Here is a 23,385-nt window from a genome sequence, read left to right as displayed (position 1 = left end):
GGCCAATGCCAAGGATGGGGGCCTGATCGTGGCAACGTCTCGTCCGGTATCCCTCAATCTGCTCAAGATCCGGCTGCCTCTGCCGGGCATCGTCTCGATCATGCATCGCATCAGCGGGGCATTTCTGTTTCTGTTGATCCCCTTTCTGCTGTACGTGCTGCAGATGTCCCTGAGTTCGGCCGAAGGTTTTGCCACGGTACGCTCGTGGTTTGCCGCACCCGTGGCGAAGCTCGCGCTGCTGATCGTGTTCTGGGCCTATCTGCATCATTTCTTCATGGGGTTGCGCTATCTGGCCCTGGATCTGGATATCGGGGTGCATCTGGCGCAGGCGCGCCTCACGGCGAAGCTGGTGCTGGTCGTCAGCATCGGTTTGACCCTGCTGATCGGGGTGTGGCTATGGTAAATCGCGTGCCCAGCGGTGCCCGGTACGGCATCAAGGATTGGCTGATTCAGCGGCTCTGCGCCGTCGTGATGATCGTCTACACCCTGTTCGTCGCCGGTTATCTGCTGCTGCATCCCGTCGGGCAATATGCGGGCTGGCAAGCGATGTTCCACAGCCTGCCCGTTCGCCTGTTCACCCTGCTCTTCGTGTTGAGCCTGCTGCTCCACGCCTGGGTGGGCATGCGGGACATCTTCATGGATTACGTGCATCCCACGCTGGTGCGGCTTGGCCTGCACACGCTGGTGATTCTGGCCCTGGCCGCCTACGGCGCATGGGCGGTGCAGATTTTGTGGGGTGCGGCATGACGACGGCGCCCATGGGAAGGACGATGGACAAGAGAACATTCGACGCGGTGATCGTTGGCGGGGGCGGCGCCGGTCTGCGCGCGGCCCTGCAGCTGGCCGAAGCCGGTATCAAGGTCGCCGTGGTATCCAAGGTGTATCCCACGCGATCCCATACGGTGTCCGCCCAGGGCGGCATCGCCGCCAGTCTCGGTAACGTGAGCGCAGACAACTGGCACTGGCACATGTACGACACCGTCAAAGGCTCGGATTATCTGGGCGATCAGGACGCCATCGAGTTCATGTGCCGAAACGCCAACGAGGCCGTGATCGAGCTGGAACACTACGGCATGCCGTTCGATCGCCTGGACAACGGCAAGATCTATCAGCGGCCCTTCGGCGGCATGACGCAGGAATATGGCGGCGCGCCGGCCGTACGCACCTGTGCGGTGGCCGACCGGACCGGGCATGCCATGCTCCACACCCTGTACCAGCGCAACATCGCGGCACGTACCCAGTTCTTCGAGGAATATTTCGCGATCGATCTCGTCATGGACGACGCCGGGCACGCGCTGGGCGTGGTGGCGCTCGGGATCGAAAGCGGCGAACCGATCCTCATCGAGGCGCGGGCGACGATCCTTGCCACCGGCGGCGCCGGCCGCATCTTTGCGGCCACGACCAACGCGCTGATCAATACGGGCGATGGACTCGGCATGGCGCTGCGGGCCGGGATTCCGCTGGAAGACATGGAGTTCTGGCAATTCCATCCCACGGGGATCCACGGTGCGGGTGTGTTGGTGACCGAAGGCGTCCGTGGCGAGGGCGGATACCTCGTAAACAAGGACGGCGAGCGGTTCATGGAACGCTATGCGCCCAATGCCAAGGATCTGGCCAGTCGCGACGTCGTTTCCCGCGCGATGGCCATGGAAATCCACGAAGGCCGGGGCTGCGGGCCGCAGGGCGATCACGTCCTGCTCAAGCTCGACCACCTCGGGCCGGAGGTGATCCAGCAGCGCCTGCCGGGCATCAGCGAACTGGCGAAGAAATTCGCCCATGTCGATCCGGCCTCGGATCCGATTCCTGTCGTGCCCACCGTGCATTACATGATGGGCGGCATTCCGACGGATCTGCACGGCCGAGTGGTGAAGCCATCGCCCGATGGCGCCGAGGAAGCGGTGCCCGGGCTCTATGCCATCGGCGAATGTGCCTGCGTGTCGGTGCATGGGGCGAATCGCCTGGGCAGCAACTCCTTGCTGGATCTCATCGTGTTCGGCCGATCCGCCGGCAAGGACGTGATCGCCTATTGCCACGAAAACCCGACGCCCCGCCCCGTGTCGGCCACATCGCTCGAACCCATCATGGCCCGGATGAACCGCTGGGAAAGAACGGGCGACGGCATCACCGTGGCCGAGCTGCGCGAGGAAATGCGCAGGACCATGCAGCAGCACTGCGGTGTCTTCCGTACCGAGGCGGTGCTGCAGGAAGGGGTGCGGAAAATGCGTGATGTCGCCGCCAAGTTGCCGGGCGTGGTGCTGCGCGATCACAGCAAGGTGTTCAATACCGGTCGGATCGAGGCCTTCGAACTGGAAAACCTGATGGCGGTCGCGCTGGCCACGATGATCTCGGCAGCCGCGCGTCAGGAGAGCCGAGGCGCCCATGCCCGGGATGATTACCCCGAGCGGGACGATACGCAATGGATGAAGCACACGCTGTATTTTGCCGAAGGCCAACGCCTCGACTACAAGCCGGTGCGGCTGCGCCCGCTGACCGTGGATGCCTTCCAACCCAAGCCGCGCGTTTACTAGATTGAACGTTTACTGGGCCCCGTACCGATCAGGATTCCGACATGCGATTTTCCATCTACCGCTTCAACCCCGATACCGATGCCAAGCCCTACATGCAGGACTACGAGCTGGATATCGAACCGGAAGGCAACATGCTGCTCGACGCCATCCTGATGATCAAGGCACAGGATGAAACCCTGAGCGTGCGCTGTTCCTGCCGGGAAGGCGTCTGCGGGTCGGACGGCATGAACATCAATGGCCGCAATGGTCTGGCCTGCGTGACGCCCCTCGTCGGCCTGAAGCAACCGATCACCCTGCGTCCCTTGTCGGGCCTGCCGGTGATCCGCGATCTCGTCGTGGACATGAGCCAGTTCCTTGAGCACTACCGCTCCGTTAAACCTTACTTGATCAATCATGACGAACCCGGTCAGGATGTCGAGCGACTGCAATCGCCCGAGGATCGGGCCAAGCTCGACGGGTTGTACGAGTGCATTCTCTGCGCCTGCTGCACGACTTCCTGCCCATCGTTCTGGTGGAATCCGGACAAGTTCGTCGGGCCGGCCGGGTTGTTGCAGGCGTATCGGTTCATTGCCGATAGCCGCGACCAGGCACAGAATGAGCGGCTGGACGATCTCGAGGATCCCTACCGACTGTTCCGCTGCCACAGCATCATGAATTGCGTCGATGTCTGTCCCAAGGAACTCAATCCCACGCAGGCGATCGGCAAGATCAAGTCGCTGCTGGTCAAGCGGACGGTCTGACGATCATGCCCGCCGCCCACGACAACCCGATCGACCGTGCCCGGCTCTGTTCCGGGGCGGGGGCACCGGATCTGAACCGAATCCGCTGGCACTGCCGTCGCGGCATGCTGGAGCTCGACATGGTGCTGGCGCGTTTCCTGGACGACAACGCCAGCCGCATGACGCGGGCACAGTGGCAGGAGTTCGAGCAGATGCTGAGCCAGGCGGATCAGGAACTCTGGCAGGATATTCGCGATCAAACGCCCGACCCTGGGCCAGCGCCATCGGTCGTCCTGCAGTGGCTGCGCGCGAGCGTCGTGTCGTGAATCGCGGGCCGGTGTGACATGCACGACGTCGTCATTCCCTCGACCTACCCCGTTCGTTCGGCACTCGGCAAACCGGGCCTTGAGGAAGCATGCGCATGGACGGCGTGATGGCCTCGTCGCTGGAATGCTGCGTCCGGGCGCGGGCAGAAGAATTCGGGTTCACGCTCAACGACGCCCAACGGTCTGCCCTAATGGCTCTGCAGGAGATGACGGGGCGGTTGTCGGTGCCGTCGTCGGTGGTTGATGGATTACCCGGCGCGCGCTGGTTGCGCCGCGTGCGTCGGCCGATGCCGGTGCAGGGCGTCTATCTTTGTGGCGATGTCGGGCGGGGCAAGAGCTTCCTGATGGATGCCTTTTACGACTGCGTCCCCATCGAACGGCGGGCGCGCCTGCATTTTCATGCGTTCATGCAGGCGATGCATGAACGACTGGCCCCCTTGAAAGGACGACGGAACCCCCTCGCGCTCGTTGCCGCGGACCTTGCCCGCGAGGTTCGCCTGTTGTGTCTGGACGAATTCCAGATTACCGACATTGGCGATGCGATGCTGATTCGCGGGCTGCTCCAAGAGCTGTTCACCCGGGGAGTCGCCATTGTCATGACCGCCAATTCCGAGCCAGCGGGGTTGTATCCGAACGGATTGCAGCGTGAGCGATTCCTTCCGACGATTGCCCTGATCAAGGCCAACATGGTCGTGGTTCCCTTCACGGGCGATGAGGACTATCGGCTCGCAGGCAGTGCCGAAGGTGCGTTCGGGGTCAGCGAGCAAGCGTTCCCGGCGCTCTTTCGGGCATTGACCACGGACTCCGGCGATGGCGCCGACGTGTCGATGCAGGCGGGCACCACCCTGCAAGCGTCTGCAGGGCGCAGCCTACAGGCGCGCTGTTACCGCAACGGCGTGGCCTGGTTCGATTTCGCTGAACTGTGCGCTGCAAATCTGGGCAAGGCCGACTATATCGCGCTGGCAGGCCAGGTCCATACCCTGCTCCTGTCGGGCGTCCGGCAGTTCGACGAAACCTCCTTGGATTCGGCCTGCCGATTCATGTGGCTGGTCGACACGCTTTACGATCATGAGGTGACGCTGATCTGTTCGGCGGCCGTGCCGATCCAGCACCTTGGGCATGACGGTCTGCTCGACGGAGCATTCCGCCGTGTCCGGAGTCGGCTCACGGAAATGCAGTCGTGCGTCGAGGGGCTGGTCTGGGGCGAGCGCGCAGTCCCGTGATCGCCTGCGGTTGCACAGCATGGGTGCAACCCAATATTTTGCCGGACTCGCCGTGGTGCCCGCCTGGCGTGCGCGGTTATGTCACGTCGCCCCTGTTCCGTTGAACAGGCGATCCAGATTGCGATAGCCCATGGCCTCGCTTAAGGCTGCCGTGTCGATCTGCGGTTTCTGATCCAGGTCCGCAATGGTGCGGGCCACTTTGAGAATTCGGTCCCGTGCCCGGCCCGACAGCTTCAGCTTTTCCAGCGCCTGATTCAGGAAATGCTGATCCGCTGTAGACAAGGCCGCCACGGTGGACAGACTGCGGGGCGGCAGAAAGGCGTTTGGCATGCCCTGTCGGTCCAGCATCGCCGCGCGCGCCCGGACCACCTGTTCGCGAATCGTCGCGGAGCCGGCGGTTTCCGGGTCGGCTGGCTGGCTCAGGGCGCTGGCGGACACCCGGGGGATTTCCAGATGCATGTCGATCCGGTCCAGCAGCGGGCCGGAAAGCTTTGCCCGGTAGCGCTGAGCTGCCAGGGAATGGATTTCCGTACCTTGGGGCGAGGGGTTCATGGCGGCGATCAGCTGGAACCGGGCCGGAAACTCGGCCTGTTGAGCGGCCCGGGAGATCGTGATGTGCCCGTTCTCCAGAGGCTCCCGCAGCGCTTCAAGCACCTTGCGGTCGAACTCCGGCAACTCATCCAGAAACAGCACAGCATGATGAGCCAGGGAAATTTCGCCGGGTTTTGGATTCGAGCCGCCGCCGATCAGGGCCACCGAAGAGGCCGAATGATGTGGGGCGCGGAACGCGCGAACACCGAAGCGTGCGGGATCGAAACCGGCCGAAGACACCGAGGCGATCTTGGCCGCCTCGATGGCCTCGGCCTCGGTCATAGGCGGCAGGATGCCCGGCAGGCGTTGAGCCAACATGCTCTTGCCGGCACCCGGCGGCCCGATCAGCAGGAGGTTGTGCGCTCCGGCCGCAGCGATCGCGAGGGCGCGTTTGGCGCGTGGTTGCCCCTTCACGTCCGACAGGTCGCCATCGATGGCCGGATCCGGAACGCTGCGAATCTCGGAGCGCACGGGTGCCAGCGCCTCCTGTCCGGCGAGATGCGCCACGACGGCCGTCAGGTGCGACGCCGTCAGGGCTCGGACTTCATTGATCACCGCCACCTCGGCGGCGCTGCTGGGCGGAATGACGAGCGTTCGTTCGTGATCACGGGCACCGATGGCCGCCGGCAGGGCGCCGGTAACCGGACGAAGGCCGCCATCCAGCGACAACTCTCCCAGGAACTCATACGTCGATAATGCCTGTCCCTCGGTAAGAGGGATTTGACCGGTGACGGCTAGAATGGCGATGGCAATTGCCAGATCGAATCGTGCGCCTTCCTTGGGCAGGTCGGCGGGTGCGAGATTGATCGTCAGTCGCCGGGGTGGGAACTCGAAGCCGGAGGAAAGAATGGCCGCACGGACGCGATCCCGGCTTTCCCGCACGGCTGTTTCAGGAAGACCGACCAGGGTGACGGCCGGCAAGCCATTGCTGACATGCGCTTCGACGGTAATGAGCGGTGCGTCGATCCCGATGCGTGCGCGGCTGAAAACCTTGGCGATCGACATATCATCCCTGCCTGTGTCGATGGAGCATGTGCACCGATGGACCGGTGCGAGCGGTGAAAAAAGAAATGCGCCGATCCCGGCGCATGGTTCATTCGTCCGTGTTATTCGGCCGGTTTCGGCGGATCGAGGCGTGCTTCGATGTCGGCAACCCGTTGTTCCAGCATTTCCAGCTTTGCGCGGGTGCGGGCGAGTACCTGCGTTTGTATGTCGAATTCGTCACGGGTGACCAGTTCCATTTTCTGGAAGGCGTTCATGACGGCCTGACGAATCGTTTTATCCAGTTCGCCCTTGGTCTGACGAATGCCCTCGGGCAGCGATTGCTCGATCCGGTGGGAGAGTTCTTCGATGGTGTGTGAAAGTGACATACCCATTCCCTCAGTCTGATCAACAGAATGATTCTTAGGGATTATCGTCGTGCTTGCAAGGAGTTCCGGTTGCACTATTATGGATCACCCGGGGTTTGGGCGTTGCACCAAAACGGGACGTCATCTTGCTGAAAAATAGGGGGCCACCAGGGATAGTTCAAACGAAACAATAAGATAAAAATGTGGCACGGTTCCTGATAAAGGCAATGGGGCAATCTGTAGCATCACACAATGAGGAATGAGTTCATGAATAAATTCAAAATGACTTTGATCGCTTCTTCGGTAGTCGCTTCCCTGTCCGCCTTTGCCGTCCCTTCCGTGCAGGCCGCGGACGCTCCGGCTGTAAGCCTGTCCGGTAGTGCCGCAGTCGTCAGCGATTACCGCTGGCGTGGTCTATCCCAGACCTTCAAGAAGCCGGCCGTACAGGTTGGCATCAACCTGGGCCTGCCGGCTGGCTTCTACGCCGGTTTCTGGGGCTCGAGCATTTCCACTGCGTCATTGGGCGTACCGGATCTGGCTGGCATGGAAACCGACTGGTTCGGCGGCTACACCTACCAGCTGAACGACGATGTCTCATTCGATATCGGCGGCATCTACGTGTACTACCCGATGAACTCTGGCTCTTCAGGCATCAATACGACCGAGTGGCATATCGCTGCAACCTATAAGTGGTTGACCGCCCAGTACAACATCGATTCCTCCAAGTACTACGGCGTACCGGGTAGTAAGGGTTCCAACTACATCCAATTGGACGGACACTACCCGTTGACCGACGCGCTGACCCTGGACGGTCATATCGGCCACCAGAAAATTCGTGGCGCCGGTAACAACGGTCTGAGCTACACCGATTGGCTGCTGGGCCTCACCTACACCATGCCGAAAGACACCTTTGCACCGGGTTGGGCGTTCAGCGTCGCCTATATCGATACGAATGCGAAGAAGAGCCTGTACACCCTCACTGACAATGCAGGCAATAGCAAATACATTGCTGGCGCGACTGCGGTGTTCAGCATCAGCAAGAGTTTCTAAGTCACGCTCATAATCCAAGGGGTTTTTTATGAAACTGGTAACAGCAATTATCAAACCCTTCAAGCTCGACGATGTGCGTGAAGCACTGTCTACCGTTGGCGTGAAGGGGATTACGATGACCGAAGTCAAAGGCTTCGGTCGGCAAAAGGGCCACACCGAGCTTTATCGTGGTGCAGAGTATGTCGTCGACTTCCTGCCCAAGGTCAAGCTGGAGATGGTCGTGGATGACGCGACGGTTGAGTCCGTGATCGATGCGATTACCAAGGCTGCCAGTACGGGCAAAATCGGCGACGGCAAGATCTTCGTTGCCCCGATCGAGGAAGCCGTGCGGATTCGTACTGGTGAAACAGGTCCAGAGGCGCTTTAAGGAGCACGTAACATGAGAAATTTTAAAATGAATCCTGGCATCGGGCTGGGAATTATGACGGTTCTTGGGTTGCTGTTCTCGACAGCGGCCTCCGCAGCGGATGCGACGCCGAAGCTGGATGCTGGCAACACGGCATGGATGCTGACTTCCACCGCGCTGGTCCTGTTGATGACCATCCCGGGCGTGGCCCTGTTCTACGGCGGCATGGTTCGTCGCAAGAACCTGTTGTCCGTTGCTGCGGCAACGTTCGCCACGACTGCGTTGATCAGCGTGATCTGGGCGGTTATCGGATACTCCCTGGCTTTCAAGGGCAGCGGCGCCTACGTCGGCGACCTCAGTGCTCTGTTCCTGAAAGGTATGGGTTATGACAGCCTGAGCGGCACGATTCCGGAAAGCGTCTTCATGACTTTCCAAATGACCTTCGCGATCATCACCCCCGCGCTCATCATCGGTGCGTTGGTCGAGCGGATGAAGTTCTCCGCTCTGCTGATCTTCCTGGGTCTGTGGTCCATCCTCGTGTATTCACCGATTGCCCACATGGTCTGGGGTGGCGGCTGGCTTGCCGGCGACGGCGTACAGGATTTCGCCGGCGGTACCGTCGTGCACATCAACGCCGGTGTTGCAGGTCTGGTTGCTGCTCTGGTACTGGGCAAGCGTAAGGGCTATGGCACAGAAGCCATGCCGCCGGTCAACCTGGTGTACACCATGTCCGGTGCCGCACTGCTGTGGGTGGGCTGGTTCGGCTTCAACGCCGGTTCTGAACTGGCTGCCGATGGCACTGCAGGTATGGCCATGGCCGTCACCCAGATCGCCACTGCCGTTGCTGCCCTGTCCTGGATGGGTATCGAGTGGATCATGCGTGGCAAGCCGACCCTGCTGGGCATGGCTTCCGGTGCGATCGCTGGCCTGGTTGCCATCACCCCGGCATCCGGCTTCGTTGGCCCGACCGGTGCTTTCGTGATCGGTATCGCCGCCGGTATCATCCCGTTCCTGGCCTCCGTATACCTGAAGCGCGCGCTTGGCTATGACGACTCCCTGGATGCCTTCGGCGTACACGCGGTCGGCGGTATCGTCGGTGCCCTGCTGACCGGTATCTTCTCGGCCGCGGCCTTCGGCGGCGCCGGTTTGAACGCGGCCGCCAACGGCAGCATCTTCGCCCAGTTCATGATTCAGCTGAAGGGTGTTGGCTTCACCATCATCTACGATGCGGTCGTCACCTTCATCATCCTGATGGTACTGAAGATGACCATTGGTCTGCGGGTTACCGAAGAGCAAGAAGCAGAAGGTCTGGATATCAACCAGCATGGTGAGCGTGTCTAAGGGATAGGCCCTCATCGTCAGGTAAAACGACCTGCCCAAAAAAACACCCGCATCTGCGGGTGTTTTTGTTTGTGCGTCACGCTTTGCTGCACGGTGTCCGGTGCTGGACTTGAGACCGGTTAGGCGTTGGATTAGCGGACCAGAGCGGACTCGATGTCCGACTTCAATGCCTGTCCTGCCAGTTCCTCGATGATGGCCAGCGCGAAATCCATGGCGGCGCCTGGGCTGCGTCCGGTAATCAAGGGCGGATCGACGACAACGGGCGCGTTGGTGACCGTCACATTACTCTGTTCCGCGTCCGTCAGAGCGCCGGGATAATGGGTCACGGTCTTGCCCGCCAACAAGCCGGCCTTCGCCAATACCTTCGGAGCGGCGCACAGCGCGCCGACGCGGCGATTAGCCTGGATCTGCGCCTTCAGCAAACGGGCCACGCGCGGATCTGCAGACAGGTTGTCCACACCCGGCTGGCCGCCGGGCAGAATGATGATGTCGAAAGCGGCCTGTTTGTCGAGCAGTGAGAGGTTGCTATCGGTGATCAGGCGCGTGCCCCGTGCGCCGATAACCTCGTCTTCGTGCAGGCTGATGACCGATACTTGGAATTTGGCGCGGCGCAGCAGATCGATGACGGTGACGGCTTCCAGATCCTCGAACCCGGGTGCCAGTAAAACCATGGCCTTGAGCGACATAACATACTTCTCCAGATGGCTTGGGCGCGCTGCACCTCCGTGTAGCGCAGCGCTGATAGGAACAGTGACGATAAACCCCGCGCCCTCGGTCCGGTGTCTGCAGAACTGAGCGAAGGCGCGGAAATAAAACGACCCGCACAAGGTACCGCCTGGCGGGTCGAAAATAAATAGCGGTTGGCGCCGCTCCTGGCCGTTGATCAGCTCCCGGTGTGCTTCGCGTCCCGCTTCGCGACGATGGCCATGCCCTTGAGCAGGTTGAGCCCTTCGTAGAGTTGATAATCCGATTCGACGAGCGGCTTGCCGTCGGTGTTGATCATCTGCTTGATGGGGGCCTCTTTCGGGGCTTTATCACCCTTGCCGTTGTTGTTCGGGTTCGTGATGTGTCCGGCCAGATCGGCTTCCTTGATGGAGAAGACTTTCTCGATATCGGCGATCTTCAGTTGATGCACCTCGACATCCGGTTTGATCCCTTCGCCCTGGATAGAGCGACCGGAAGGCGTGAAATAGCGTGCCGTGGTCAGGCGCAGTGCGCCGCCGTTGCTGAGCGGCATGATCGACTGGACGGAGCCTTTGCCGAACGTCCGCTCGCCGGCGATGAGCGCCCGGCCGTCATCCTGCAGGGCACCGGCCACGATCTCGGACGCAGACGCGGAGCCGCCGTTGACGAGCACGACGATCGGTGCGCCGGAAAGCATGTCGCCCTCGTGGGCCTTGAAGCTCATTTTCGAGTCGGCATCGCGTCCATCGGTGTAGACGATGAGCCCCTTGTTGACGAAGGTATCGACCACGCCGACGGCCGCCTGCAGCACGCCGCCCGGGTTGTTGCGCAGATCGAGAACCAGTCCTTTCAGCGGATGATTGTCGTTGTCCTTGATGAGTTGATTCAGGGCGTCATGCATCTGTTCCGTCGTGTCGGACTGGAACTGGGCGATCCGGATATAGCCGAAACCGGGATCGAGCATGCGCGCCTTCACGGATTTCACATTGATGATGGCGCGTTCGATGGTCACGTCGAAGGGCTTGTCGACGCCATCCCGAACGATGGTCAGGGTGATCTTGGTGCCCGGCTCGCCGCGCATCAACTTGACGGACTTCTCCAGGTCGAGCCCCTGGGTCAGTTCACCATTGATCTTGACGATCTTGTCGCCGGCCTTGATGCCCGCCCGTTGCGCGGGGGTGTCATCGATCGGCGCGATGACGGTAATGATGTTTTCCTTCATGCCGACCTGGAGGCCCAATCCGCCGAATTTGCCCGTGGTGGTTTCCTGCAGATCCTTGAACTCGGACTTGTCCATATAATTGGAGTGCGGGTCGAGCCGGGAAATCATGCCGCGAATGGCGTTGTCCATCAGGGTCTTGTCGGATACCGGATCCACATAGTCTGCCTTCACGCGCGTCAGCACATCGGTGAATGTCCGCAGCTCGTTGAGGGGAATGGTGGACTGCACGTCCGTTGCGTTGGGCGCGGAATCCTTGTCGGCGAGGGCATTGATGGCGATCGCAACCGAAAAGCCAAATACTGCGGCTACCCCGAGGGTAGATGTTTTGCGCAACCACTGGGCCATGAAAGTCGTTTCTCCGTATCAAGCGAAGGGAAAGCGTGGCATACAGGAACCACGATCCGTGAAATAGGCATGACTTGGTTCAATCGCAAGTCCTGCATGTTAAGACATGCACCGTTCGTTATCGTTCAGCCTTAGGGCGAGTCCGATCGTCTCTCGGGGTCATCCCGTGAAGCATAGCAAGTATTTAGCCTGGCTGGGGCAAGGACCATGATCGGTTGGTTATGTCACAGGCCTGACCCTGGCCTGCCGGATCGCGCTCAGGGCTGCTTGCTGGCTGTGCGATAGGCCGACCAGCGTTGCGGATTGATCGTGTCGTTACCGCGACGTACTTCGAAATACAGGCCCGTTTCACGGCCTTCGATCTGACCGCACAGGCCGAGTTCGGTCCCACGGCTGACCCGCATGCCCGTATGAACGCGAAGTTCGCTGGCATGGGCATAGAGCGACAGGTAGCCATTGGGGTGACGAAGGATGACCAGGTTTCCCCAGCCGCGCATCGAATCGGCAAAAACGACCTTGCCCGCAGCCACGGCACGAAATGCAGCGGTGGCGGGGGCGGCAAACAGAATACCTTGCGCGCGCATATCGCCTTCAGCGATCGGTGCGCCATACCCGCGAATCACCTTACCGCGTACCGGAATAGCGCCCGGTGAGCCGGGGGCTGCGGGACGATCATCGCCGGAAACCTCCTGGTCGTCATCAGCCGAATTGCTGGAGCGCGCATGGTCGGCGCGCGCCTGTTTGGCCGCCTCGGCGCGCCTTGCCGCGCGTGCTCGCGCTTCCTCGGCGGCGGCCGCATTCAGTCGGGCGATCTGGGCGTCCAACGCCCGCTTCTGGCGCAACAGGGCGGCCAGGTGCTGGGATTGTTGATCAACTTGCTGGCTGATCTTCGTGAGCAGCGCGTTTTGTTCCGCCTGCTGTTTCTTACGTTGGTCCAAGGTTTTCGAAAGCGCTTCATGGGCCGTAACCAGGGCCTCGTGGTTCGCCTTGAGCGCTGCCTTGTTGGCTTGCTGCTCCTGTTCCGCCTGCTTGAGCTGGCCCATTTTGGTGAGCGCTGCATTCAGCAATGCGCGAATGTAATGAAGATTGCGTTCTGTCGTCAGGGCATCGGTGTGTGCGAGCAGCGTGCCCAGTGTCGCCTGATCCCCCAGCGAATAGGCGAGCCTCAGATTATCGGCAATCTGAGGCCGCAGTCCCTCGACTTGCGACGCAAGGGCCTTTTGCGTGGCCTCGAGTTGCTCGATTTTTTCCTCGATACCGCTGATTCGATCCTCAAGGGTATTTTGTGCCTGTTCGGTGTCGCTGAGCTGGGCCTGTGTGGCGCGCAGTTCCTGCCGAAGCTGGTCCTGTTTTGCCCGCGTGACGTTCAGTTCGGATTTTTGCTGATCGATGGCACGATTGAGCTGATGTGCCGGATCTGTGGCTTGAGAAGCTGGTGGGGCGAGCATCAGGAACAGAAGGAGCAGGAAATAAACCGGCCGGCGCTTCATGTGCGCTCCCAGGCTGAAATGACACTGCCGCGCTTGGAAAAAAAGCGACGCGCTGGGCGTGCTTGCTCGGCAAAATCGGAAAAACGGAGACTTTGCGCGTCTTTTCTGACGATTCGCCCCGATTTTGCAATTATCCACGACATGTTCCCTAAAAATGGCTAGTATAGGCTCAAAAATATAAAGCGAAATGAGGCAGAAGAGATCGTCTGTCATCACATTCGCCCAGGGACACGGATTAGGATGAGGTTGTCTACTCGGCGAAATGGGGTGACCTGAAACTGTTTTCCCTGGCGTAATGATGATCATGCGCCAAGTTTAATGACCTTTACCGAGAAATAGTGAATGAGCCTTGAAGTGAATGAAGAGTGCGGCAACGAGCGCTTGATGGCGCGCTCCGAGGATATCGACCGGGCCTCGCGGTCACTCAAAGCCATGTCTCACCCCTTGCGGTTGAAAATCTTGTGCATTCTCGGGGATCGGGAATTGCATGTTCAGGAGATCGTGGAAGCCGTGGGGACGACCCAGAGCAACATTTCACAGCATCTTGCCATTCTGCGGGACAAAGGGATTCTCGCCTCCAGAAAGGATGCGAACAAGGTGTTCTACCGCGTATCCGATGCCCGGACACTTCGATTGATCGGCATGATGCAGGAAGTCTTCTGCCCGTTCACCTAAAATGATGAGATTCGATGAGTCAGGTGTCCGCGTCTTCGGGGGGCGGGCGCCTGTTTATTCCTAACACAACGGAGACGAGAAATGACGGCTAATCGTATTGTGCGCATCATGGCTGGGTTCATGGTGCTGCTTTCCCTGGTTCTGGCACAACTGACCGGTCAGGCCCATTTGGAGCATCCCACCTGGTTGTGGTTGACGGCGTTCGTCGGCCTCAACCTGTTCCAAAGCGGTATTACCAAATTCTGCCCGATGGATTCCATTCTGGCCCGATTTGGTTTTCGTTGCTCCTGAGGCGCATCGTTCATTCAACATCCGTAACCGACAAGGCAGGTTATGCAGGAATTTCTCGATTTCTTAATTCGCCACTGGGCGCTTTCACTGGTGGCGATCGTTCTGATCGTGATGCTGCTGGGCAACGAAATGACCCGGGGGCTTCAAAAATTCCAGAATCTGACGGCAGCCGAGTTGGCTCGGTTGATCGGCCGTGAGCAGGTTGTGCTGATCGACGTTCGTGAACCGGATGAGTTCCGGGGCGAGCATATCAAGGGCGCACAGCATATTCCGTTGGGGTCCCTCCCCACGAAGCTGACTGATCTGGAAAAGCACAAGGCGGATCAGGTATTGCTCTACTGTCGGTCGGGTAACCGTTCCTCGGCAGCTGCCAACATGATGGTCAAGGCCGGTTTCACGAACGTGGGGCATCTGGCCGGGGGCATCATGGCCTGGAAGGCTGAAAACTACCCGGTCACCCGGAAATAGTCGATCCATGGCTTCGACGGACGATCTTCGTCAAGTCGTGTGTATCCGGCGCGGCAGCATTCCTGCCTGTTGTTACATGTATCGGTCCTATCCATGAGTGAATCCGACGCCGTCCGTGAGTCCTCGGTGCCTGCGCCGCAGATCGTCGTCTACTACAGCGATCTGTGTCCCTACTGTCATTTTGCCAAGCGCCTCCTGAAGCAGGAGGGGTTGGTGTTCGAGGGGATATCGGTCGATTTCTCCCGAGACCGCCGTGCGGAGATGGAGGCGCGCTCCGGCCGGTATACGGTTCCGCAGATTTTCATCGGTGAGACTCACGTGGGCGGCTACGATGATCTCGCCGCCCTGAAGGCGAGTGGGGATTTATATGCCCTTCTCGACAAGGAGCGTGGGGCGGATAAATCGTCCTCCGAACAAGGAGCCGCTCATGACTGACCCACATGTCGTATGCCCCCATTGCAGTGCCGTCAACAGGATTCCCGCGAGCCGGATGGGCGCCGGGAAGTGTGGCAAATGCGGGGTAGCGCTTTTTCCGGGAAAATCGATCGAATTGACCGACGAGAACTTCAACCGCCAGATTTCGCGCAACGATCTGCCAGTTCTGGTTGACTTCTGGGCGACCTGGTGCGGACCATGCCGGATGATGGCCCCGGTGTTCGAGCAAATAGCCGCACAGAAGCAGAATGTATTGCGTGTCGGGAAGCTGGAGACCGAACAGTCGCCCCAGACCTCGGCGCGGTTCGGGATTCGCAGCATCCCGACCCTGATTCTGTTCAAGGGAGGGCGTGAGGTGGCACGTGCATCTGGGGCGATGTCCCTGGCCGATCTGACGCGATGGCTGCAGCAGCAGGGTGTCCATTGAGCCGGATATCGGCCGCAGAGCGACGGTATTTGGGCGTTCGTCATCGAAACCTCATCAATCCTGGTTAGGATTTTCCGATTTAATCGCATTTAGTGAAGGAGTCTTTAACATGACCGATCAAACCGCCAACGGCGCAGAAGCCGTCGACACGGCCGCAACCGAACAGCAGTTCGTGATCCAGAAGATCTATCTCAAGGATGTCTCCTTCGAGTCGCCGCAGACGCCCGACATTTTCGTGTCGGACGAATGGTCGCCCGAGATCAACGTGCAGGTGGCCAACAATGCCCGTCCGCTGGGCGAAGGCGTGTATGAAACGGCGTTGACCATCACGGCAACCGCAAGCCAGAAGGATGAAACGATTTACCTGGCGGAAGTGCAGTATGCCGGTATCTTCACCATCGTCGGATTCGATGACGCCAGTGTCCAGCAGGTGCTTGGCGCCTATTGCCCGAACATCATCCAGCCCTACATTCGGGAAACCATCAGCGATCTCGTCATGAAGGGGGGGTTCCCCCAGCTGGTGTTGCAGCCGATCAACTTCGACCAACTGTTTGCCCAGCATGCCCAGGAGCAGGCCGAAGCTTCGGTTTCTCGCCCGCAGTAGAGATCGATCCCACCCAAAGGACGCGACGCGATGCAAGCCAATTCCGTGGCGGTTCTGGGCGCAGGCTCATGGGGAACGGCCCTGGCCAAGGTGCTCGCCGAAAACGGGCTCGCCGTGCGTTTGTGGGCGCGTGATCCGCAGATGGCGGAGCGAACGCAACGTGATCGGATCAATGCCCGCTACCTGCCCGAGTGTCGCTTGCCGGATTCGGTCACGGTCACGGCCGATCTGGCTAGGGCACTGGCTGGTGCGGACCAGGTGTGGTTCGTTCTCCCGACCAAGGCCTTGGTGCCGTTTATTGCCGAACTTTCCGCCCAGACAGGCGACGCCATCCCCGCCCATGCCATCCTGGTAAATGCCGCCAAGGGGTTCGAGCGAGGGACGGGGCGACGGATCAGCGAACTGTTCGCCGAGCCGGATCGGGCCGGCGCGCTCGCGGACCATCCCTTCGTCGTGGTGTCGGGGCCCACCTTTGCCCATGAAGTGGCGACTGGCAAACCTTCCGCCATTACCGTGGCCAGCCGCGATTTCGCGGCGGCCGAGACCATTGCCGCAAGCCTGCGCAACCCCCGACTTCGAACCTATCCGACGAGCGATGTGGTGGGTGTCGAGTTGGCGGGTGGTCTGAAGAACGTTCTGGCCATTGCCGCCGGTGTCTCCGATGGATTCGGTTTCGGTGCGAATGCCCGGGCGGCACTGATTACCCGCGGCCTGGCCGAACTCATGCGACTGGGTGCTGCCGTTGGTGCTCGGTCGGAGACCTTCATGGGCCTGGCCGGTGTCGGGGATCTCGTGTTGACCTGTACCGATGATCAGTCCCGCAATCGTCGTTTCGGACTGAAACTTGCCCAGGGCTATGGCCCGGAGGAGGCGCTCGCGGCGATCGGTCAGGCGGTGGAGGGGATCGGTGCCGCCGAGGAGGGCCAGCGTCTTGCCGAGCGTCATCTCGTCGATATGCCCATCGTGCACGCCGTCCATCAGGTGCTGTTCGACGGGGTGACCGCCCGGGAGGCCGTCGGTCAGCTACTGGCCCGGGAACCGCGTCACCACGAGCACTAGTCTAGCCCGGCGGATCGTCGACAAGGTCCGTGACTTCCACGTGACCGTTTCGGACACGAAAGCGCACATCCCAACCGAAGAGCGGGCAGCCGTAGATCCGGTCCGGATCGTCATGGAAGGCGGGGCGCGGATCCAGTGACAGCGTTTCCGTGATGACCGCGCGCTGATTGTCGCTCAAGGTGGTCAGGCGGTCGCTCGGCAGGGTCGACCAATCCACGGGCAACCGATCAGGCGCCTGCCGCGCGAATCCGCTGTCCGCACCATCCGGGCAATCGGTGAAGCCGATATGGGGTTTGATGTCCAGAATGGGCGTGCCGTCCAGAAGATCCAGCCCGCCGATCTCGATACGTACCCGCCCGTCCACGGCATGCAGCTTGCGCAGTCGGACGAGGGAAAGGCCCAGTGGGTTGGGGCGGGCCGGGGCGCGGCTGGCGAACACGCCGATACGGACGTTGCCTCCCAGCCGGGGCGGGCGCACGCTGGAAACCGGTTGATGCGGCTGGTCGTGCACGTGCCAGATGAGCCACAGATGCGTGAATTCCTCGATGCCGGCCCAGGCCTCCATCCGATCCCAGGGGGGGCAGGGCTCGATCCAACCGATGGCGGATGGGACGAGGCCCGATTGACGCGGAATGCCGAAGCGGCTCTTGAACGGACTGCGTACGTGGGCGACGGGTGGCATCGGTTGCCCGGTGGCGGCCCAATCCACGAGGTTGTCCCGATCACGCATCAGTGGCCACGCGTCGGGGGGCGGCACCGGCGAAATCGTTCTGCCGCCAGGCCTCGAACAGAGCGAGCGCAACCGTGTTGGAGAGATTCAGGCTGCGGGAACCGGCGACCATCGGGATGCGCAGGCGCTGATTGGCGGGAAAGCTGTCGAGCAGCGCCTGTGGCAGGCCCCGGGTTTCCGGGCCGAATACCAGCACGTCGTCCGGCGTGAACCGAGCCTGATGATAATCGGCGGTACCCCGGGTACTGAAGGCGAACCACCGTTTGCCGGACAGTGCCGTCGTCACGGCATTCCAATGGGGATGAATGCGGACCTGGGCGAACTCGTGATAGTCGAGACCGGCGCGTCGCAGCGCCTTATCTTCAAAGGCAAACCCCAGTGGCTCCACCAAATGCAGCCGTGCGCCCGTATTGGCGCACAACCGAATGATATTGCCGGTATTGGGGGGGATTTCGGGTTCGAACAGGACGATATCGAGCATCCGGGCATTATAGGGGTTTGGATCGCCGCGGCATAAACGGATTCGGTGTCCATTTTGTGGCAAAATTGCGCGCTCACAGAACGTGACCGGCGTGCCGGTTGCATCGCTAGTTCGAGGAATCATGATGAAGGTATTGGTGATTGGTGGCGGCGGGCGTGAGCACGCCCTGGCGTGGAAATTGGCCCAGTCGCCCCGCGTGACGACGGTATTCGTCGCGCCGGGCAACCCGGGTACGGCCCAGGAAGCCAAGTGTCGCAACGTACCCATTGCGGCCACGGACATCGCGGGCCTGCTGCACTTCGCCGGTCAGGAAGGGATCGGATTGACGGTGGTCGGACCCGAAGCGCCGCTGGTGTTGGGCGTGGTCGACAGCTTCCGCGATGCCGGTCTGCCGATCTTCGGTCCGACTCAGGCCGCGGCGCAATTGGAAGGTTCCAAGGCCTTCACCAAGGACTTCCTGGCCCGGCACCGAATCCCCACCGCCGAATATCGGGTATTCGACGAAGCCGAGCCGGCCCTCGCCTATGTGCGCCAGCGCGGCGCGCCGATCGTCGTGAAGGCCGATGGCCTGGCCGCCGGGAAAGGCGTGATCGTGGCGCAGACCGTGGACGAGGCGCTGGCGGCCATTCGGGATATTTTCGGCGGCCAGTTCGGCTCGGCCGGCTCCCGCGTGGTGGTCGAGGACTTCCTCGCGGGTGAGGAGGCGAGCTTCATCGTCATGGTCGATGGCGGCAATATCCTGCCCATGGCCACGAGTCAGGATCACAAGGCGCGGGATCGGGGCGATACCGGTCCCAACACCGGCGGCATGGGTGCCTATTCCCCGGCGCCGGTGGTCACGCCGGAGATTGCGGACACCGTCATGAAGACGATCATCGAGCCGACGGTTCAGGGCATGGCCCTGGAAGGCATCCCCTACACCGGCTTCCTGTATGCCGGCTTGATGATCGACGCGTCCGGCGCGCCCAAGGTGCTGGAATTCAACTGCCGCTTCGGCGACCCGGAAACCCAGCCGATCATGATGCGCCTGGCCTCCGATCTCGTCGACCTGCTCGAAGCCGGCATCAAAGGGCGGCTGGACCAGGTACAGGGTGCCTGGAGTCCGAAAACGGCGGTGGGTGTGGTCATGGCGGCCTACGGTTATCCGGCGGACGTGCGGACCGGAGACGAAATCCGAGGTCTGGATGCCGTCCCGGCGGGCGTCAAGGTCTTTCATGCGGGCACGCGTGACGAGGGCGGCCGAATTGTTACGTCGGGCGGGCGGGTGCTCTGTGTCACGGCCCTGGGCGACAACGTGGCGTATGCGCAGCAGGCTGCTTACCAGGGCGTATCGGCAATCGCGTTCGATGGCGGGTTCTACCGGGACGACATCGGCTGGCGCGCCATTGCCCGCGGGGCCTGATTCGTCGGCCGCCGCAGGTCGAGGTGGCGCCGGAGCAAGGCGCCGAAATCGCGGCTGACGCGCAAACAAAAAACGAGCCCCAAGCGGCTCGTTTTTTATGCTCGAACGCTGGGCGCTGAGCGCCGACGTTCGTTCCCGTCCGCGATTTAACCGCGGCGCATGGAGTCGTAGAACTCGTTGTTGGTCTTGGTCTTCTGCAGTTTGTCCAGCAGGAATTCCATGGCCTCGAGTTCGCTCATGGGGTGCAGGAACTTGCGCAGGATCCACATCTTCTGCAGTTCTTCCGCATCCGTGAGGAGCTCCTCGCGGCGCGTGCCCGAACGGTTGATGTTGATGGCCGGGTAGACGCGTTTTTCGGCAATGCGGCGATCGAGGTGGAGTTCCATGTTGCCGGTACCCTTGAATTCCTCGTAAATCACTTCGTCCATCTTGGATCCGGTGTCGATTAGGGCGGTCGCAAGAATCGTCAGGCTGCCCCCTTCCTCGATATTTCGTGCGGCGCCGAAGAAGCGCTTGGGTCGATGTAGGGCATTGGCGTCCACGCCACCGGTGAGCACTTTGCCCGAGGACGGTACGACGGTGTTGTAGGCGCGCGCCAGGCGGGTGATCGAGTCGAGGAGGATCACGACGTCGCGCTTGTGTTCCACCAGGCGTTTGGCTTTCTCGATGACCATTTCCGCCACCTGCACGTGGCGGGCAGCCGGTTCGTCAAAGGTGGAGGCAACCACTTCACCGCGCACGGTGCGCTGCATTTCGGTCACTTCCTCGGGGCGTTCGTCGATCAGCAGGACGATGAGGTCGCATTCGGGGTGGTTGGCCGTGATGCTCTGCGCAATATTCTGCAGCATCATGGTCTTGCCCGCCTTCGGCGGGGAAACGATCAGCCCGCGCTGCCCCTTGCCGATGGGCGAAACGATATCGATGATTCGTGCGGTCAGATCCTCGGTCGAACCGTTGCCGCGCTCCATCCGCATCCGCTCGTTGGCATGCAGCGGCGTGAGGTTCTCGAAGAGCACCTTGCCCTTGGCCATGTTGGGCGGTTCGAAGTTGATCGTTTCGATCTTGAGCAGTGCGAAATAACGTTCGCCGTCCTTCGGCGAGCGGACGGTGCCGGCGATGGTGTCGCCGGTCTGCAGATTGAAGCGCCGGATCTGCGAGGGGGAAACGTACACGTCCGCCGGCCCCGCCAGATAGGACCCATCCGCACCGCGCAGAAAACCGAAGCCGTCCGGCAGGATTTCCAGAACGCCGTCGCCGAAAATCGACTCCCCGGTTTTGGCGTGCGCCTTGAGCAGGGCAAAGATCACATCCTGCTTGCGGGTACGGGCAATGTTTTCAATGCCCATGGTTTCAGCCATCGCAACCAGATCGGCAACGGGCATGTTTTTGAGTTCGGTAAGATTCATCGGATGAGTTTTATTAGAGTGGAGAATCGAGTCCGGGGGACTCAGGGTTGGGCGGGGGAACTTGGGTGGCGGAACGCCGGGTTGAAGCGATTGCGGGAGTCGCTAACCATTGGATTTGGCGAATTGTGGCACAGTTTCGGCACGCTGCCAACAGGCAGGGCCGAACCAATCCGGTTACAGTGCGCCGTCGATGAACGCGGTCAGTTGCGATTTGGAGACGGCACCGACCTTGGTGCCCTCGACCTTACCGCCTTTGAAGATCATCAGCGTCGGGATGCCGCGGATCGCGTGCTTGCGCGGGGTTTCCGGGTTCTCGTCGATGTTGAGCTTCGTGACCTTGACCTTGCCGGCATACTGCTCGGCCACTTCATCCAGAATCGGGGCGATCATGCGGCAGGGGCCGCACCACTCTGCCCAGTAGTCAACCAAAACGGGCAGGTCGCTTTGCAGGACCTCTTGTTCGAAGTTGCCGTCATTGATGTAGACGATTTTGTCACTCACAGTGATACTCCTTGGTGTACGTTGTCGCCCATGGAAGATAGCTCATGTCTGAGCCGTAAGCGATAATTGTTCCCGCCCTGTTCTTGCATTGCAAGACTTTAGTGGCAAAGTCGAATTGTTCTGTTTGTGCCCTCGTTCAAGCCGCACAGCGTGCGCCGTGCGGGATACGTCTCTGCAACTTTCTGCTTTTGCTGAATTTTTGGCATAAATGGTTGGTCGTGTTCGTTATGTGCTTGCATCGGTTTGTCATCGATGGATGTCCTGTTGATCTGTTGTAGGGAAATCTGAATGACTCTGACCGAGCTTCGTTATGTGGTTGCTGTCGCGCGCGAGCGACACTTTGGCCGGGCGGCGGCGGCCTGTTTTGTCAGCCAGCCGACCCTGAGTGTGGGCGTGAAGCGGTTCGAGGATGCGCTGGGCGTACAGATTTTCGAGCGCGCCAGTCGTACTGATCTGCGCATTACCCCGCGGGGGGAGGCCGTCATCGAGCAGGCGGTGCGCATTTTGCAGGAAGTGGAGCAGTTGCAATCCCTGGCGGATGCCGCGAAAGATCCGCTTAGCGGGACTTTGCGGATCGGTTTCATCTATACGGTCGGGCCTTATCTTCTGCCCTCGCTCATCGGACAGATGCATCAGCGCGCGCCGCGGATGCCGATCGAGATCGTCGAGGGGTTTACCCACGATCTGGCGTACCAGTTGCAGCAGGGCGAGCTGGATGCGGTGGTGCTGTCCCTGCCGTTTGCCGCGCCGCATCTGACCGTCACCCCGGTGTATCGGGAGCCGTTTACCGTGGCCGTGCCGGTCGGGCATCCGTTGAGCGATCTTTCGGCGATCAGCTCGTCAACGCTGGTGGATCAGGAGTTGCTCCTGCTGGGGCAGGGACATTGTTTTCGGGATCAGGTGCTGCGCGTCTGTCCCGAGTGCGGCCAGACCACGAATGCCGGACGGCTTCAGCGTGCCCTGGAGGGGGGGTCCCTGGAAACCATGCGCATGATGGTTGCCTCGGGCGCAGGCATCACGGTCCTGCCCTGCTCGTCGACCCCGGTCATGCCGGACGCGACAGGGGGGTTGATTCGCTACGTGCCTTTCGAGGACCCGGTGCCTTACCGGGATGTCGCCGTCGCCAGTCGCGCCCGCACAACGCGCAGTGCGGCGATCGACCTGCTCTGCAGCGTGATTCGGGAAAACATCCCGGGCTGCTGTCGACCGATCTGACGACCGCCCGTTATTCCAGGACGACGACCTGTTCGGCCTGGGGGCCCTTGCGTCCCTGGCCGATATGGTATTCCACACGCTGGCCTTCGATCAGGTGCAGGGTCGAGCCGTCCCCGACGGCGCGAAAGTGGACAAACAGATCCTCCCCGTTCTCCCGGACGATGAAGCCGAACCCCTTGTCGACGTTGAACCATTTGACGTGACCGGTTTCCCGGACCGGGTGCGGGTCTTGGGTGGCGTTGTCCGCAGGACGTGCGCGTGCGGCCGTCCCGGCTGCGCGGGTCGGCATCAAGGTGGCCAGCATGAAGACGATGAAGATGACGGCAGCAGTGGCGAAAAAGCGCAGGCTCTTGTTTTCAATCAGCGGGTTGGTTTGGATTTCCGTAATGGCCAGGGCGGTGATCAGGGCGATGCCCAGCGCGATAACGGCTGAAAAGAAACGTGACTCTGTCAGTGTGTTCATTATTACCTTGTATA

At 60.9% G+C, this 23,385-nt stretch carries 27 protein-coding genes and 1 pseudogene; 18 read left to right on the top strand and 10 right to left on the bottom strand.

Annotated elements, in window-relative coordinates; genetic code table 11:
* The first annotated feature begins 28 nt into the window (after nt 1–28).
* The 6 genes from sdhC to zapE all read left to right on the top strand — a co-directional run bounded on the left by sdhC (nt 29) and on the right by zapE (nt 4,796).
* Nucleotides 29–403: a succinate dehydrogenase, cytochrome b556 subunit gene (gene sdhC / locus A9404_RS08860; protein WP_197490324.1), complete on the top strand. Its 375-nt coding sequence runs from the start codon at nt 29–31 to the stop codon at nt 401–403.
* On the top strand, nt 397–747 hold the full coding sequence (gene sdhD / locus A9404_RS08855) for a succinate dehydrogenase, hydrophobic membrane anchor protein (protein WP_066100424.1): 351 nt from the start codon (nt 397–399) through the stop codon (nt 745–747). The genes sdhC and sdhD overlap by 7 nt, the downstream gene beginning before the upstream one ends.
* 23 nt (nt 748–770) lie before the next feature.
* Nucleotides 771–2,528: a succinate dehydrogenase flavoprotein subunit gene (sdhA, locus tag A9404_RS08850; RefSeq protein ID WP_066100421.1), complete on the top strand. Its 1,758-nt coding sequence runs from the start codon at nt 771–773 to the stop codon at nt 2,526–2,528.
* 41 nt (nt 2,529–2,569) lie between these two features.
* A complete protein-coding gene (locus A9404_RS08845) occupies nt 2,570–3,268 on the top strand; it encodes a succinate dehydrogenase iron-sulfur subunit (protein ID WP_066100418.1) in 699 nt (232 codons plus the stop codon).
* A 5-nt stretch (nt 3,269–3,273) separates the two neighbouring features.
* Nucleotides 3,274–3,573, top strand: a complete 300-nt coding sequence (locus A9404_RS08840; protein WP_082922860.1) for an FAD assembly factor SdhE — start codon at nt 3,274–3,276, stop codon at nt 3,571–3,573.
* A 95-nt stretch (nt 3,574–3,668) separates the two neighbouring features.
* Complete coding sequence (zapE, locus tag A9404_RS08835; RefSeq protein ID WP_197490323.1) at nt 3,669–4,796, top strand: cell division protein ZapE; 1,128 nt, start codon at nt 3,669–3,671, stop codon at nt 4,794–4,796.
* Nucleotides 4,797–4,877: 81 nt separating this feature from the next.
* Here the strand turns inward: zapE and A9404_RS08830 are convergent, their stop codons facing one another.
* Together A9404_RS08830 and A9404_RS08825 are read right to left on the bottom strand one after the other, a co-directional pair.
* A complete protein-coding gene (locus A9404_RS08830; protein WP_066100415.1) occupies nt 4,878–6,392 on the bottom strand; it encodes a YifB family Mg chelatase-like AAA ATPase in 1,515 nt (504 codons plus the stop codon).
* Between the two features lie 101 nt (nt 6,393–6,493).
* Nucleotides 6,494–6,757 carry an accessory factor UbiK family protein gene (locus A9404_RS08825; protein ID WP_066100413.1) on the bottom strand — a complete coding sequence of 88 codons (264 nt, stop codon included), beginning with the start codon at nt 6,755–6,757 and terminating at the stop codon, nt 6,494–6,496.
* A gap of 246 nt (nt 6,758–7,003) precedes the next feature.
* Here A9404_RS08825 and A9404_RS08820 point away from each other — a divergent pair, with 246 nt between their 5' ends.
* The 3 genes from A9404_RS08820 to A9404_RS08810 are packed head-to-tail and all read left to right on the top strand — an operon-like array spanning nt 7,004 to nt 9,473.
* A complete protein-coding gene (locus tag A9404_RS08820; protein ID WP_197490322.1) occupies nt 7,004–7,786 on the top strand; it encodes a TorF family putative porin in 783 nt (260 codons plus the stop codon).
* Between the two features lie 28 nt (nt 7,787–7,814).
* Nucleotides 7,815–8,153, top strand: coding sequence for a P-II family nitrogen regulator (locus A9404_RS08815; protein WP_066100410.1), 339 nt, complete (start codon nt 7,815–7,817; stop codon nt 8,151–8,153).
* A 12-nt stretch (nt 8,154–8,165) separates the two neighbouring features.
* Entirely contained in the window at nt 8,166–9,473 is a 1,308-nt protein-coding gene (locus A9404_RS08810) for an ammonium transporter (protein ID WP_156521295.1), read from the top strand.
* Nucleotides 9,474–9,604: 131 nt separating this feature from the next.
* Here the strand turns inward: A9404_RS08810 and A9404_RS08805 are convergent, their stop codons facing one another.
* The 3 genes from A9404_RS08805 to A9404_RS08795 form a co-directional block, all read right to left on the bottom strand.
* The gene (locus A9404_RS08805; protein WP_066100405.1) at nt 9,605–10,159 is read right to left on the bottom strand and encodes a DJ-1 family glyoxalase III; all 555 of its coding nucleotides are present in this window, start codon (nt 10,157–10,159) and stop codon (nt 9,605–9,607) included.
* Between the two features lie 197 nt (nt 10,160–10,356).
* Entirely contained in the window at nt 10,357–11,724 is a 1,368-nt protein-coding gene (locus A9404_RS08800; protein ID WP_082922857.1) for a S41 family peptidase, read from the bottom strand.
* A gap of 257 nt (nt 11,725–11,981) precedes the next feature.
* Nucleotides 11,982–13,214, bottom strand: coding sequence for a murein hydrolase activator EnvC family protein (locus A9404_RS08795; RefSeq protein ID WP_066100402.1), 1,233 nt, complete (start codon nt 13,212–13,214; stop codon nt 11,982–11,984).
* A gap of 342 nt (nt 13,215–13,556) precedes the next feature.
* Here A9404_RS08795 and A9404_RS08790 point away from each other — a divergent pair, with 342 nt between their 5' ends.
* The 7 genes from A9404_RS08790 to A9404_RS08760 all read left to right on the top strand — a co-directional run bounded on the left by A9404_RS08790 (nt 13,557) and on the right by A9404_RS08760 (nt 17,173).
* Nucleotides 13,557–13,889: an ArsR/SmtB family transcription factor gene (locus A9404_RS08790; protein ID WP_066100399.1), complete on the top strand. Its 333-nt coding sequence runs from the start codon at nt 13,557–13,559 to the stop codon at nt 13,887–13,889.
* Nucleotides 13,890–13,970: 81 nt separating this feature from the next.
* Nucleotides 13,971–14,180, top strand: coding sequence for a YgaP family membrane protein (locus tag A9404_RS08785; RefSeq protein ID WP_066100396.1), 210 nt, complete (start codon nt 13,971–13,973; stop codon nt 14,178–14,180).
* Nucleotides 14,181–14,222: 42 nt separating this feature from the next.
* Complete coding sequence (locus A9404_RS08780) at nt 14,223–14,648, top strand: rhodanese-like domain-containing protein (protein ID WP_066100394.1); 426 nt, start codon at nt 14,223–14,225, stop codon at nt 14,646–14,648.
* A 93-nt stretch (nt 14,649–14,741) separates the two neighbouring features.
* Nucleotides 14,742–15,083, top strand: coding sequence for a glutaredoxin 3 (gene grxC / locus A9404_RS08775; RefSeq protein WP_066100391.1), 342 nt, complete (start codon nt 14,742–14,744; stop codon nt 15,081–15,083).
* A complete protein-coding gene (gene trxC, locus A9404_RS08770) occupies nt 15,076–15,510 on the top strand; it encodes a thioredoxin TrxC (RefSeq protein ID WP_066100388.1) in 435 nt (144 codons plus the stop codon). The genes grxC and trxC overlap by 8 nt, the downstream gene beginning before the upstream one ends.
* 109 nt (nt 15,511–15,619) lie before the next feature.
* Nucleotides 15,620–16,114, top strand: a complete 495-nt coding sequence (secB, locus tag A9404_RS08765; protein ID WP_066100386.1) for a protein-export chaperone SecB — start codon at nt 15,620–15,622, stop codon at nt 16,112–16,114.
* A gap of 30 nt (nt 16,115–16,144) precedes the next feature.
* Nucleotides 16,145–17,173, top strand: a complete 1,029-nt coding sequence (locus tag A9404_RS08760) for an NAD(P)H-dependent glycerol-3-phosphate dehydrogenase (protein ID WP_066100383.1) — start codon at nt 16,145–16,147, stop codon at nt 17,171–17,173.
* Between the two features lies 1 nt (nt 17,174).
* Here A9404_RS08760 and tsaA read toward each other — a convergent pair whose 3' ends face one another.
* Nucleotides 17,175–17,903 (bottom strand): tRNA (N6-threonylcarbamoyladenosine(37)-N6)-methyltransferase TrmO, encoded by a 729-nt coding sequence (gene tsaA, locus A9404_RS08755; RefSeq protein WP_197490321.1) that lies wholly within the window; start codon nt 17,901–17,903, stop codon nt 17,175–17,177.
* Nucleotides 17,896–18,384: a tRNA (uridine(34)/cytosine(34)/5-carboxymethylaminomethyluridine(34)-2'-O)-methyltransferase TrmL gene (gene trmL / locus A9404_RS08750; RefSeq protein ID WP_066100381.1), complete on the bottom strand. Its 489-nt coding sequence runs from the start codon at nt 18,382–18,384 to the stop codon at nt 17,896–17,898. Before trmL ends, tsaA begins: the two co-directional genes overlap by 8 nt.
* Before the next feature lie 124 nt (nt 18,385–18,508).
* Between trmL and purD the strand changes: the two genes are divergently transcribed.
* Nucleotides 18,509–19,786: a phosphoribosylamine--glycine ligase gene (gene purD / locus A9404_RS08745; protein ID WP_066100378.1), complete on the top strand. Its 1,278-nt coding sequence runs from the start codon at nt 18,509–18,511 to the stop codon at nt 19,784–19,786.
* 146 nt (nt 19,787–19,932) lie between these two features.
* On the opposite strand, the gene rho is transcribed toward purD, so the two are convergent.
* Nucleotides 19,933–21,192: a transcription termination factor Rho gene (gene rho, locus A9404_RS08740; protein WP_066100376.1), complete on the bottom strand. Its 1,260-nt coding sequence runs from the start codon at nt 21,190–21,192 to the stop codon at nt 19,933–19,935.
* Nucleotides 21,193–21,366: 174 nt separating this feature from the next.
* A complete protein-coding gene (gene trxA / locus A9404_RS08735; protein WP_066100373.1) occupies nt 21,367–21,693 on the bottom strand; it encodes a thioredoxin TrxA in 327 nt (108 codons plus the stop codon).
* A 288-nt stretch (nt 21,694–21,981) separates the two neighbouring features.
* Between trxA and A9404_RS08730 the strand changes: the two genes are divergently transcribed.
* Entirely contained in the window at nt 21,982–22,908 is a 927-nt protein-coding gene (locus A9404_RS08730; protein ID WP_066100369.1) for a LysR substrate-binding domain-containing protein, read from the top strand.
* A 10-nt stretch (nt 22,909–22,918) separates the two neighbouring features.
* Here the strand turns inward: A9404_RS08730 and A9404_RS13625 are convergent.
* Nucleotides 22,919–23,116 (bottom strand): annotated as a pseudogene (locus A9404_RS13625) (cold-shock protein); the annotation flags it as partial.
* Between the last annotated feature and the right edge of the window lie 269 nt (nt 23,117–23,385).

This window comes from Halothiobacillus diazotrophicus (assembly GCF_001663815.1).
GTDB classification, from domain to species: Bacteria; Pseudomonadota; Gammaproteobacteria; order Halothiobacillales; family Halothiobacillaceae; genus Halothiobacillus; species Halothiobacillus diazotrophicus.
This window is presented reverse-complemented; position numbering and strand designations above follow the sequence as displayed.